Source organism: Pseudomonadota bacterium (assembly GCA_030775045.1).
Lineage (GTDB): Bacteria > Pseudomonadota > Alphaproteobacteria > JALYJY01 > JALYJY01 > JALYJY01.
Window position 1 is genome coordinate 1 of record JALYJY010000050.1, and the last position, 12,591, is coordinate 12,591.

Consider the following 12,591-nt stretch of genomic DNA (forward strand, 5'->3'; position numbering starts at 1 on the left):
CTGCCGAATATGTACGGTGCTCTGTCTGCGGTGTGGTGACGGCCCAGCCCCGGTTCATTGTGTTCTGGTCGGTGGTCAGCTTCCTGCTGGTCAGCCGGCGCAAGGGCATTCAGGGCGTGTTCTGCCGCGCCTGCGCTGACCGCCAGGCACTGCGCTCCAGCTTTTCCACATGGATTTTCGGATGGTGGGCCATTCCCCGGGGACCGTTCATCGCGCTGGACGCCCTGCTGCGCAACCTGATGGGCGGGGACCAGCCGGTGTTTGACAACGTGGATGTGCTGATCCGCCAGGCGCGGGCCTTTGCCGCCCACGGGCGCAGGGGACTGGCCCGGACCCTGGCGGAAACGGCCCTGCGTATGGCCCGGGATCGGCGGCAGGTGGCCGAGGTCATGGGTGTCCAGGCTGGCCTTGGTCCCGGAAAGCCGGTGCGGATCCAGGATCGCTGGCGCCTGTCGGGCGGCATGGCGTTCCATCTCCAGTTTCTGCCGTTGATGGGGCTTCTGCTGGCCTGCCTGTATGGCCTGTCCATTCCCGTCTCCATGCTGTGGAAGGGCCTGGGGGACAGGTCAGCCGTCCAGGCTGTGGCTGTTCCCCGACCCGGCGAGGTCTGGCACGTCACCGCCGACAATACAGAGATCCGCTCCGGCCCCACCCTGTTCCACCCTGAGGTGGCGCGGGTGGCCCGCTATACCACGGCCGTCATTCTGCCGGGGCATCCGGACGATGTACTGCAGAAGGTGGGTATCACGCCCTGGGGGCCGGTGTATATCGAGCGGGCCTGGCTGGCGCCGGGGGAGGGGACGGGCGCCTGGCGGGCGGCATGCCGGGAAAGCCCGGCGCAGCTTCCGGCAGTGCCGGCCATTCTCCAGCGCTCATCCTTCGGGATGGGCAACCTGCGGATCGAGAACCGCCTGCCCCGCGATATCCTGCTCAAGGTCCGGGACGGACAGGGGGACACGGTCCTGACCCTGTACCTGCAGAAAGGGGTATCCACCACAGTGTCTGGCATGCCCCCCGGTGATTTCAGTGTGCTGTATGCCACAGGGCAGGGGTTCAGCAGCCGCTGCGCCATTTTCATGGACGCCATGGAGACTTTCCGGGCGCTGGACCAGGTCAGCATCCCCAATGTTTTCCCGGGGCAGGAGGGAGTCCCGGCCATTTTCCTTTCCGTCACACCGGAGCGGGCCGAACCCGTGCCCGGCAACCGCTTCATCCACGACGGGCAGTAAGACCAACGGCTGTATGAATGGTTTCATAAGAAAACCGTTGGTCTCCAAGCCGACCGGCGAGGCGGCGGTCCATGCCGCCGAAAGCCATGTGAATGGGCAAGCCAACTCACAGGGCCACGGGTATAAGCGGTCAGGCTGCCTGCGGAATACGGAGGCGGGGAGTAACAGGAGCAGCTGCACGCTCTGGTTCCGCGGCAAGAAAGGCCCTGACAGTTCTTTCATTGGCCTCCCTGAAATTGGGAACCGCCCAGGGGTCTCCTGGTCTGCAGCCAAGAGAGCCACCAACGTACAATCCCGCCCCGACCCGGCCATCCACCTGCGCCAGTGTTCCATCCTCTTTCACACGGATATGGCCCTGTTGCCACAGGGAGTCCAGTACCGGATCCCGCATCCGGCCGTCCGGCCTGACCAGAGTTCTGGCATAAGGGGAGCAGCAGATGGCCATATCTGCTTCCCGGTAAATCTCTGTTCCGTCCGGGGTCCTGATCCGCAGGCCCACCCCCGGTTTGCCGGAGTCCTGGAAGGAGGGGGTCTGGATCAGCGTGATAACCTCACCCTTTACCCTTTTGATCTGTCGTGACCGGAGAAGGGCCGCATCTTCCGGGCGCATCGGATGGCTGCGCAGCTGGAGCAGCTCTTCAGCCACCGGAGCAAAAAAGGGACTGTCCATCCGGTCTTTCAGGCGGGCCAGGACATTGTAGGGGGAAAAGCCCTGTGCCGTTGCGGTCTGGATCTCCATGGCCAGAAGCTGCAGGATCTGGTCCCGCGCCGGGGGAGCGCCTTTCAGGACACGTCCGGTCAGGTGCTGGAGGCGATAGTTCTTTCCGCCGTGGGCTGCCGCAAACTGTGCCGGTGTACGGGTCCACAGGGGGAAAAGGCGGGGACGGGCCACCAGAAGGATTTCTCCCTCATATCCCCGGCGCTTCAGCTCGCGCAGCGCATCAATGGTCGAGCTGCCTTCACCGATCAGGGCCACGGTTTTCCAGGACTGTTCCACAGATCTGTCAACTTCTGCGCAGGCCAGGGCTGTCGGGCTGGCGTACGCGCGGCGGGATCCGGCGGACAGGTCATCCTCCTCCATGCGCAGGGCCAGGTCCGACGGCGCATGACCCATGCAGAAAAAGACTGTATCATGATCATGCTGGCGTCCATCCGCATCGGTGATCCGCCACCCTTGGCCGGAAGGATGAAGCGCGACGTTTGCTACCCGGTGCTGGCGAAAGGAAACACCGGGCTGTGCCAGAAGTGTCTGCGCCAGATCCTTCAGATGCTCTTCGTAAAGGCCACGGGGCGTATGATCCAGAGGTCCATAGCGATATCCACGGGCACGGAGCCATTCCTGATAACGGCGGCCCATTTCAGCTGGCGGTTCATTCAGGAAAAAGGTTCCGTGCGGATCCTTGAAGGCCACACCTTCTCCGAATGGGTTGCGGCTGAATACCTGGGCTCCCCTTCCAGCCTTCACAAGTTCTGAAACCAGATCAACCGCCGCAAATCCGCCGCCGACAACAGCAATACCCATCATTTTCCCCATTTTCTGGTGCCAGGATCATAGTGGAAAACAATGCTTTCATAAAAATGCATTTTTTGCATGAATCAGGGAATCCTGGCAGGCCGCTCGCCCTGATTCCTGTTGCAAGTCCGGGGCGGGCTGTCCCATACATGTCCGGCACAAGAAGACAGAGGATCGCCATGACCCTTCCCGTACCTGACAGCAAAAGCCTGTACTTCGTTCCGCTGGGCGGTTCGGGTGAGATCGGCATGAACCTGAACCTGTACGGCCATGCGGGCAAGTGGCTGATGGTGGATCTGGGCATCACCTTTGCCGACGATACTATTCCGGGGGTCGAGGTGATCCTGCCCGACCCGGCGGCCATCGAGGCATGCCAGAAGGACCTGGCCGGCATCGTGATTACCCACGCGCACGAGGATCACATCGGGGCGGTGGGGTACCTGTGGCCGCGCCTGAAATGCCCTGTGTATACGACGCCCTTTGCAGCGGAGGTCCTGCGCGGCAAGCTGGAGGAGAAGGAATTCGGCCGCAAGGTCCCCATCCGGGTGGTGCCCGTGGGCGGGCGCTTCAGTGTGGGTCCGTTTGATCTGGAGATGATCGGCCTGACTCACTCGATCCCCGAGCCCACGGCCCTGGCCATCCGCACCCCCGCCGGTACAGTGCTGCACACGGGAGACTGGAAGCTGGACGACACGCCTCTGGTCGGAAAGGTGACCGACGTGGACACCCTGAAAAAGGTGGGTCAGGAAGGCGTCCTGGCCATGGTGTGCGACTCCACCAACGCGCTGGTGCCGGGAAAGTCGGGGTCCGAGGATGACGTGCGGCGTGAGTTGCTGCGCCTGTTCCCGACCCTGAAAAACCGCATTGTAGTGACCTGCTTTGCCACCAACGTGGCCAGGGTTACCAGCATTTTTGAGGCAGCGCACCGCAGCGGACGCCAGGTGGCACTGGTGGGCCGGTCCCTGTGGCGCCTGCACGAGGCGGCGCGGGCCACCGGCTATATCCATGATCTTCCCCCGCCGCTGGAGCCTGCGGACGCCGCCTTTCTGCCCCGGGACAGGGTGGTTCTGGTCTGTACGGGCAGCCAGGGGGAGCCGCGCGCCGCCCTGACCCGCATTGCCTTTGATGACCATCCCGAAATCGTGCTGGAGGAGGGGGACACGGTCATCTATTCCTCGCGCGAAATTCCGGGCAATGAAAAGGCCATCGGTCGCGTCCAGAATGCCCTGAGCCAGCTGGACGTCAATATCATCACATCCCGGGATGCGGCGATCCATGTGTCGGGTCACCCGGCGCGGGACGAGCTGGTCCAGATGTACCAGTGGATCCGGCCGCAGACAGCCATTCCGGTGCACGGGGAATACCGCCACCAGGCCGAGCATGCGCGACTGGCGGCAGAATGCCAGGTGCCCCACACGATCGTGCCGCAAAACGGCAGTGTGGTGCGTCTGGCTCCCGGAAAGCCGGAGATTGTGGATACAGTACCCACGGGCCGCCTGTGCCTGGACGGGACGCGGATCGTGCCCCTGGACTGGCATTCGGTCCGCAACCGCCAGCGCATGATGCACAGCGGCGCCGTGGTGGTCAGCCTGGTCATGAACCGCAAGGGAAAGCTGATGGCCGATCCCCAGGTCTCTGCCATGGGACTGGACGGGGCCGAGCCGGAACACGATGTGATGGTGCGCGCGGCGCGGGCCGCCACACAGGCGCTGGACAAGCTGCCCTCCATCATCCGGGAGGATGACGACACAACAGTCCAGGAAGCGGTGCGCGTGGCCGTTCGCCGGGTCTTTACCGACTTCCAGGGCAAGAAACCCCTGACCCAGGTGCAGATTATAAGAGTCTAGGGCCATGAATCCGTACATCGCCATCGGCACATACCTGGTCATCTGGTGGACGGTGATCTTTGCTGTGCTGCCCTGGGGGTTGCGACGGGACGAGGCGCCGGTTCCGGGCCAGGATCCGGGAGCGCCGTCCAATCCCCGCCTGGGGCTGAAGCTGGCTGTCACCACCCTGATCTCGGCCGTGGTATGGGGGCTGCTGGCCTTGGCGTACTGGTTTAGGGAGTATGGTTCATGAAGGGGTTGCGGAAAATCCTGGTGGTCCAGCCCCTGGCGGGTATCGGGGACATGGTCTGGCATGTGCCCCACCTGCGTGCCCTGCGCCGCCATGCAGGGCCTGACGCGCAGATTGTCCTGCTGGTCAAGGCCCGGACGCGGGCCGATATGGTGTTTCTGGATGATCCTGTGATCGACCGGGTGATCTGGATGGACCGCGACGGCCTGAATGCAGCCAGAGGGGGGGTATTGACCCTGGTCCGGCGTCTGCGGCAGGAAGCCTTTGATGCAGCCTTTGTCCTGCACCGCAGTCCACGCTATGCCATGGCTGTCTGGCTGGCCGGCATTCCGCGGCGATACGGGTATGGACTGAAGGCGGCCCAACGCTGGTTTCTGAACAGGGGCGGGCCCTTTCCTGTTGCGCCGCCGCCGTCCGGCGGCATATGGACCCCGGCCGATATCGTCGGCCAGGCCAATGCCCTTGTGGCCCGACTGGGGCTGGAGATGCGGGACGAGGATGTTTTTCTGCGGCCTTCTCCCGCAGCCCTGGCCCGCGTCCGCGAAAAACTTGCCCCGCTTCGGGGCCAGCCCGTAGTGGCCCTGGGAATCGGCAGCTCGGAGCCGTTCAAGCAATACGGTGCGGAGCGCTTTTCCGCCCTGGCCCTGGCGCTGGCGGATCTGGGATGGCGTCATTTTCTTCTGGCAGGCGGTCCGCAGGAACAGGGGATCGTCGATGCCATCATACAGGCCATGAAAGCGGTGCCCGGCACGGAAGTCCTGTCAGCCTGCGACTGGCCGGTGTCGGACGTGATCGCGGCCCAGAGCCTGTGCCAGGGGTTCGCGGGCAACGACACAGGGTTTCTGAATACCTCGGCCGCGCTTGGTATACGATCCGTGGGCCTGTTCGGCGGCACAAGGCCCCTGACCCACTCCCGCTTCATTATCCCTGTGGTTCCGGACGGTGGATATGAACAGAACGGCGGCATGACCCGCATCGACCCGCGCCTGGCCGCTGCAGCCCTGGGTCCGCCATCCCCGTTCATATCCTGTTAATCTTTGTCTGGCAGGATCAGGACAACTGTATTTTCTGCGCGAAAGGCAAGGGCCATGGCAGATCATAGCAAGAAACCGGGCATTCTGTGGCAACTTGCGGTGCCTGTGAGATTTTTGCTGTGGTTCCCGAAAAAAATGTTGCAGCACAAGCGCCTTGTCGCTGTTGCTGCAGCTGTCGCTGCATTCCAGCTGATCCCCTCGCCTGATTACCGGGCAGGCAGGAAGGCAGAGGAAGCCGCGGCAAGAGGCGAGAAGGTCAAGGTCAGTCCCCTGAAACAATCGACAGAAGACGCAGCAGCGTCATTCAACAAGCAGGCAGGCACATTTGCAAAAGACATTGCGGATCCTGACGCTTCGTCTTCGGCGGTGGCACAAGCCCCTGTCGTCATGACAAAAGCCGAAGCTGTAATCAGGGCCCAGAGCGTCCTGAACCAGCTGCAGAAAGATATTGCAGGCACAAAAATTCTGGGCAAGGGCAGACAGCAGAATGTTCTGGCTGCCTATGACGCGGCCCTGAAAGCCGGAAAGACATCCGGCCCGGCAATCGAGAATGGAGAGGCTCTGGCCAGGGAGGCCAAAACAGTCCTGTTCAGGCTTGACGACCTTACCAGGGCAGCCACCAGAGGAAGCAGTCCGGTAACTCCCGGAGACCTGAAATGGCATGGGCGCCGCCTGGATCCCAAAACCCTGTCCGGGATTGCCGGAAACGCCCATTTCGTCGCTGAAAACACGGTGCTGGCCAAGGCGATGGCGCTCATAGCCAGGGTTGCCACCGGTGGCAATGGAACCTATGTGCAGCCAGTCTGTGCAGAACACAGAACGCTGGCGGGCAGTATTAACGGGCTGACGGCTGCTGTAAAACAGGCTGCGCAGGCAGGGCTGATTAAACCTGATAAAGAGACAGGCCAGAAAGTCGACGAACTGGCCCGACAGGCAAAGGGTTGTGCGGAAAATAATGCTTCGGGTAATCCGTATATCACGATCCGAAGGTAATGGCGGTCCCCGGCACAGGGTTCACCGGGCGGAACCGGACTTTTTTCTTTCCCGGGGCCTGCCTGTTCCATTCCGTCGTCAACTCTGCTGAAGGAAGAGAAAACCCGCGTCTCCTCCCTTACTGTCATCCCGGACAAGCGCAGCGCGATCCGGGATCCAGTTTTTTCGGCCACAGGACATTGGATTCCGGTTCCGCAGGATCTTGCAGAAAAGCTGATACAGCAGACTACAAATGATTGCAGTATCTGTGACATACAACCACTAATGTTAACCCCTTTTTAATCCCTGTCCGCTATGGTCAGGAACAGCACGTACAGTCCTGAAGGAAAAAGACCATGGCCGGCAAGCGGGATTATTACGAGGTTCTGGGCGCCCAGAGAACCGCCACTCCGCAGGAACTGAAAAGTGCTTTCCGCAAACTGGCCCTGCAGTACCATCCGGACCGGAACCCGGGAAGCCATGACGCCGAGGAGAAATTCAAGGAAGCCGCTGAGGCCTATGAAGTTCTCAGCGATCCCGAAAGACGGACACGCTATGACCGGTTCGGGCATCAGGGAAGTGGTTCTGAAGCAGGTGGGGCAGGTGTTGATTCCGAAGATTTTTTCGACAGTATTTTCCCGAAACCGGAGACTGTAAAAAACCGCGACAAGGCCCTGAAAAGCACTCCGAACGACAGGGCGACGGCCGCGCAGGTGGTCGATTATCTGCGGGCCAACAGGAAGATTGTCGCAGACAGGGGCAGGCCACGCAGTCCGTCGATGACGGCCGAAGAGGCTTACAGCCGGCGCGTGGACGGGTACGAAAAAGTCTTTTACGTCCTGGAGCAGCAGCCGGGTCTGATAAGGAATCTGCAGGTCAAGGAGCAGATCCTGCAGGCGATCATGGAGGATGCAGGTCAATCTGTCTCTCTCGGAAATCTGGCGCAAAAGCTGGCGAACAATGCAGAGGATCCCTTCCCGCGGGAGATGCTGGAAGCCGGGGTGCGCCAGGAAGCTGATGGCGCCCATTCCGCAGGATTTTTCAGGGATCCTTGGTTCTTTGCCATTGTCCTGAAGCGGCGGCCGGATTTCATTTCCAGGTTGTCGGGACCGGTCCTGACCCTTCTTCTGAAGGATTCAGAAGACGGTTTCCTGAAGGATCTGAGGGGTGTTCTGGTAAAAAACGCCTCGCGCCTGGAAGTGAAGGATCTGAAGGAGTTTCTGACGGCCAGCGCCGGACTCGAAAGTTCCCGGGTCAGACGGCGCAATGCCCGGTTTGTCATGGAGATCCTGACAGGGAATCCGGACAATCAGGAGCTGAAAACCCTTCTTCCCCTGATGGTGAGACCGCTGCTGGAAGCCCTCCTGAAGGATGGGACTGCGGAGCGCAAGGATGTGGCCGCTTTGCTGCTGCAGGCCAGGCCCTGTCCCATAACGCAGGACGATCTGGTCTGGTTTGCGGAAGAGAATCTTGACCGAAACAGGGGCGGCATCCACTGGGAAGGAAACTGCGCCTTCATCGTCGCGGCCGTACGGCAGGACCCGGCCCTGATGTCTGAATCCCTGGCCGGTGTTATCCTGCAGACCGTTCTGGCGGGCAGGCAGTCCTCTGCCGAAAATCTGGTGGAATGCCTTCTGAAGGCCGATCCTGTTCCTGTCACAGCGGCGCAGCTGAAAAATTTTGCCGCGAAAAACCTGCTGCGTGATCCTCACACCATACGCGGTTCGTATGCCCGGCAGGACGGGTACGAATTTATCGACCGGGTTCTCGAGCGCTGTCCCGGCCTGTGGCCGGAGATGGTCGGGCCTGTCCTGGCCGGGATGCTGAAGGAACCTTCGGGGGACTGGAAGCCGCTGGACAGGCGCCTGACAGAACATGCCGGCGCTGTGACGTGGAAGGATCTGGCGTGGTTCGGACGCGGGCTTATGGAAATCCTGGAAACCGAAGCGCGCCTGGCGGGGTATGAATTTATGGGAGCGATCCTGAAGAAAAATCCGGGTCTGATTCTTGCGCCGCGACGGGATGTGAAGGACGAGGAGCTGCCGGTTGTCCGGTGTATTGTTGAGGCGCTTCGGAAAGAAAGCGCGGGAAACCACGACTTTCACAGAAGGCAGGAGTTTGCAGCCTGTTTCAGCCGCATGCTTCAGGCAGACACGGGAAGGAGGATTTTCCGGGTTTTTGAGAGCCATGTGGATCAGATACAGGATGTTTCGGAAAAGACCAGAGCCCGGTCTTTTGCGGACAGGATCCGGCAGCTGAACCCGGACCTTTTGGCAGGTTTTTCCCCGGCGCAGGGCGCCGCAGCGGGTGTTCATGCAGTCAAAAAAAGAAGCCCTGCGGCCTGAAGCAGAAAGAAGAAAAGGTTCTGCCCATTGTGCCCATCTCCTTCCATTGTCCCTATATGTCATCCTCCGGCCTGACCGGAGGATCCAGTTTCCTGTTGCAACAAAACGCACTGGATCCCGGCTCGGGGGCCGGGATGACGGGGAAAAACACCGGGTTCGTCACAACCACCACAAAATGATGACTTTTGCTTACACATTCGAAATGCTGGCCGCTGCACCCCTGCCGCAGGCGTGCAGTTTAGGGGGACAGCTTTCCGGAAAGGTCAGCCGGCACAGGAATTTTTCCACTGCACGGGTGTGCAGTTATAGTGCAATTAAAGTGCAGTTGCGTGCAGCCGGTGCAGTTATGGGGGCATGTTGCTTTTGCATATCCGGACAGGGTATCTTCCCCGACCTGCAGCAAGGAGAGGGCGTCATGCCGAAAATGACATTCATTGAAAAGGACGGAACGGTGCGGGAAGTAGATGCTCCCCTGGGCCTGTCCGTCATGGAAATCGCCCACCGGCACGGTATCGACCTTGAAGGGGCGTGCGAGGGATCGCTGGCCTGTTCCACCTGCCATGTCATCGTCTCGCAGGAATGGTACGAGCTTCTGACCGACGCGACCGAGGACGAGGAAGACATGCTGGATCTGGCGTTCGGGCTGACAAAAACCTCGCGCCTGGGCTGCCAGATCATCATGACCGAAGAGCTGGACGGGCTGAAAGTTACCCTGCCGGGGGCTACCCGCAACATGATGAAATAGACCCCCCGCATAACCCTGACTGCGGCGGACGCCTGCTGTGTCGCTGCGGTACTCAAATCCTCATGTACTATGGCGTACACTTCGGTTTTCCGTTCCTCGCTCCTGGCATTCGCCTCGCCACAGCGGGTTCTGCAGGAGGTCTGATGAAGCTTCCCCCCGTCGTTTCCCACAAGAGCCCAAAAGATACCCGCGTGGTCGTGGCCATGTCGGGCGGGGTGGATTCGTCCGTCACGGCCGCCCTGATGAAGCGGGAAGGGTACGACGTGGTGGGCATCACGCTCCAGCTCTACGACCAGGGCTGGACGCTGGAACGCAAGGGCGCCTGCTGCGCCGGCCAGGACATCTATGACGCCCGCCAGGTGGCGGATCGTCTCGGTATTCCCCACTACGTCCTGGACTATGAGAGCGCCTTTAAATCCAGTGTGATCGAGGAATTTGCCGACAGTTATATCCGCGGGGAAACGCCCGTGCCCTGCATCCGCTGCAACCAGCGGGTCAAGTTCCGTGACCTGCTCCAGACCGCGCGGGAGCTGGGCGCAGACGCCCTGGCCACCGGCCACTATGTGCGCCGGGTTGAGGGGCCGGACGGGGCCCAGCTGCACCGCGGGGCCGATCCCCGCCGGGACCAGAGCTATTTCCTGTTCGCCACCACCCGCGACCAGCTGGACTTCCTGCGCTTTCCGCTGGGCGACATTCCCAAGACCGAAACCCGCGCCATCGCACAGGAGCTGAACCTGCCCGTGGCCGAAAAGCCCGACAGCCAGGATATCTGCTTTGTGCCCAATGGGTCCTATACACAGATTGTGGAGCGTCTGCGGCCCGGTGCGCTGGAGCCGGGCGATATTGTTCATGTGGACGGCCGCGTTCTGGGCCGGCACGAGGGAATCATCAACTACACCGTGGGCCAGCGCAAGGGTCTGGGCGTGGGGGGCGAGGCCGAGCCCCTGTTCGTGGTGCGGCTTGATCCTGTCCGTCACCGGGTCATTGTGGGGCCGCGCCAGGCACTGGGCCGCGAGGATGTCTGGCTGAAAGAGGTGAACTGGCTGGCTCCGGCGGCCATGGGCGCCCGGGATATTCCGGTGCAGGTCAAGCTGCGCTCGGCCCAGCCGGCTGTGGATGCCATGATCTCGTTGGGAGAAGGGGGCACGGCGCACATTCGTCTTGCGCAGCCCCAGCACGGCGTTGCGCCCGGCCAGGCTGCCGTGGTGTACCAGGGCGACCGGGTTCTGGGGGGCGGGTGGATTGTCAGACCTGCTGATAACCCTGACTGCAGTGGGTGACTGCTGCGTCACTGCGGTGCGCGGATCCTCACGTACTGAAGTGTACGCTCCGGTCCTGTGCTCCTCGTTCCTGGCATTCCCCTCACCGCAGCGGGTTTTCAGCAGGTCTGGGGAACCCCTCTTGCACCTGGCTCCTGAAGCCGCTAGTTAGCAGGGCAGGTCAGCGCGAGAGTGGCGGAACTGGCAGACGCAGTGGACTCAAAATCCACCGCCCGCAAGGGCTTGGGGGTTCGACCCCCCCCTCTCGCACCACATGCCCTTCATAACCCTGACTGCGGCGGGCATCTGCTGCGTCACTGTGGTGCGCGGATCCTCATGTACCAGACGTACATTCCGGTCCTGTGCTCCTTCCCCCTTCGCTGCTGCGCAGCTTCGGCGCGACAGGCGTTCCTGGCACCTGCCTCGCCACAGCGGGTTCTGCAGGGCATGTCAGGGAAACTGTCTGCAGCCCGTGCAGGGTCCGCACCAGCATGGCCACAACGATGAAGGCCCCCGCCTGGTGGGCTGTGGCCAGGGAAACGGGAACTGCCATGATCAGGGTCGAAATCCCCAGGGCGACCTGCACCAGGACAGCTGTTTTCAGCACAATGGCGGCGGGCCGCAGGGCCGGAATGGCTGACACCCGCCAGGCCCACGCCAGGGTAACCAGCGCCGCGAGGATGGCCAGCCATCGGTGGGTGAACTGGACCATGGCGCGGTTCTCCAGGATGTTCCCGGCCAGGGCTTCGGGGGCCAGCCAGTGGCCGCCCATCAGGGGAAAGGTGTTCCAGGCAAACCCGGCATCGAGGCCAGCCACAAAGGCTCCCCACGCGATGGTCAGGACCACCAGCCCCAGGCACAACCAGCCATGGCGGCGGGGCAAAGGGGCTTTGGGCGGGGAGGCGGGCAGGGCAGGGGCTCCGGGCCTCACATCCATGGCGGTCCAGACCAGGCCTGCGAACAGCGCCAGGGCCAGAAGCAGATGGGCCGCCAGCCGGAAGTGGCTCACATCCGGGCGGTCCGCCAGGCCGCTTTTTACCATGTACCATCCCATGAGGCCCTGAAGCCCGCCCAAGGCCAGCAGGGCTGCCAGCCACAGTTTCAGACGGCCGGGGATCCGGCACCGGGTCATGAACCACAGGAAGGGTACGGCATAAACCAGGCTGGCCAGCTGGCCCCACAGACGGTGCAGCCATTCCAGGAAAAAGATCTGCTGGAACCCTGCCAGGTCCATGTGCATGTTCTTCAGGCGGAACTCCGGCGTGTTCCGGTACAGGGCAAAAACCCGCTCCCATTCTGCGTGGTCCAGGGGCGGCAGCATGCCGGTATACGGGCGCCATTCCACCATGGACAGGCCGCTCCCGGTCAGGCGGGTCATGGCGCCGATAATGGCCATCAGCAGGACCATAACAGCGCAC

9 protein-coding genes, 1 tRNA gene and 1 pseudogene are annotated in these 12,591 nt (G+C 62.0%); 9 read left to right on the forward strand and 2 right to left on the reverse strand.

Going from position 1 to position 12,591, the window contains the following annotated elements:
* A partial coding sequence (locus M3O22_05695; protein MDP9196245.1) for a hypothetical protein occupies positions 1–1,229 on the forward strand: 1,229 nt, incomplete at its 5' end.
* Positions 1,230–1,359: 130 nt separating this feature from the next.
* Here M3O22_05695 and M3O22_05700 read toward each other — a convergent pair.
* Positions 1,360–2,754 carry an FAD/NAD(P)-binding protein gene (locus M3O22_05700; protein MDP9196246.1) on the reverse strand — a complete coding sequence of 465 codons (1,395 nt, stop codon included), beginning with the start codon at positions 2,752–2,754 and terminating at the stop codon, positions 1,360–1,362.
* A 167-nt stretch (positions 2,755–2,921) separates the two neighbouring features.
* On the opposite strand from M3O22_05700, the gene M3O22_05705 reads away from it, so the two are divergent.
* The 8 genes and pseudogenes from M3O22_05705 (at position 2,922) to M3O22_05740 (ending at position 11,446) form a co-directional block, all read left to right on the forward strand.
* Positions 2,922–4,589, forward strand: a complete 1,668-nt coding sequence (locus M3O22_05705; protein MDP9196247.1) for a ribonuclease J — start codon at positions 2,922–2,924, stop codon at positions 4,587–4,589.
* Positions 4,590–4,593: 4 nt separating this feature from the next.
* The gene (locus tag M3O22_05710) at positions 4,594–4,821 is read left to right on the forward strand and encodes a DUF1467 family protein (protein ID MDP9196248.1); all 228 of its coding nucleotides are present in this window, start codon (positions 4,594–4,596) and stop codon (positions 4,819–4,821) included.
* Complete coding sequence (locus M3O22_05715) at positions 4,818–5,852, forward strand: glycosyltransferase family 9 protein (GenBank protein MDP9196249.1); 1,035 nt, start codon at positions 4,818–4,820, stop codon at positions 5,850–5,852. The genes M3O22_05710 and M3O22_05715 overlap by 4 nt, the downstream gene beginning before the upstream one ends.
* Positions 5,853–5,906: 54 nt before the next feature.
* Entirely contained in the window at positions 5,907–6,845 is a 939-nt protein-coding gene (locus M3O22_05720; protein MDP9196250.1) for a hypothetical protein, read from the forward strand.
* A gap of 335 nt (positions 6,846–7,180) precedes the next feature.
* Positions 7,181–7,402 (forward strand): annotated as a pseudogene (locus M3O22_05725) (DnaJ domain-containing protein).
* Positions 7,403–9,584: 2,182 nt separating this feature from the next.
* Positions 9,585–9,914: a ferredoxin family 2Fe-2S iron-sulfur cluster binding protein gene (locus M3O22_05730; GenBank protein ID MDP9196251.1), complete on the forward strand. Its 330-nt coding sequence runs from the start codon at positions 9,585–9,587 to the stop codon at positions 9,912–9,914.
* A gap of 143 nt (positions 9,915–10,057) precedes the next feature.
* Positions 10,058–11,194, forward strand: a complete 1,137-nt coding sequence (gene mnmA, locus M3O22_05735; protein MDP9196252.1) for a tRNA 2-thiouridine(34) synthase MnmA — start codon at positions 10,058–10,060, stop codon at positions 11,192–11,194.
* Positions 11,195–11,359: 165 nt separating this feature from the next.
* Positions 11,360–11,446, forward strand: a tRNA-Leu gene (locus M3O22_05740).
* Between the two features lie 61 nt (positions 11,447–11,507).
* Here M3O22_05740 and M3O22_05745 read toward each other — a convergent pair.
* Positions 11,508–12,591, reverse strand: a 1,084-nt coding sequence (locus tag M3O22_05745) for a COX15/CtaA family protein (GenBank protein MDP9196253.1), incomplete at its 5' end; no start/stop codon positions are given.

Bases quoted from the DNA above. Each gene is read 5' to 3' on its own strand.
- M3O22_05700 (MDP9196246.1), bottom strand. From the start codon at position 2,754: ATGATGGGTATTGCTGTTGTCGGCGGCGGATTTGCGGCGGTTGATCTG.
- M3O22_05705 (MDP9196247.1), top strand. From the start codon at position 2,922: ATGACCCTTCCCGTACCTGACAGCAAAAGCCTGTACTTCGTTCCGCTG.
- M3O22_05710 (MDP9196248.1), top strand. From the start codon at position 4,594: ATGAATCCGTACATCGCCATCGGCACATACCTGGTCATCTGGTGGACG.
- M3O22_05715 (MDP9196249.1), top strand. From the start codon at position 4,818: ATGAAGGGGTTGCGGAAAATCCTGGTGGTCCAGCCCCTGGCGGGTATC.
- M3O22_05720 (MDP9196250.1), top strand. From the start codon at position 5,907: ATGGCAGATCATAGCAAGAAACCGGGCATTCTGTGGCAACTTGCGGTG.
- M3O22_05730 (MDP9196251.1), top strand. From the start codon at position 9,585: ATGCCGAAAATGACATTCATTGAAAAGGACGGAACGGTGCGGGAAGTA.
- mnmA (MDP9196252.1), top strand. From the start codon at position 10,058: ATGAAGCTTCCCCCCGTCGTTTCCCACAAGAGCCCAAAAGATACCCGC.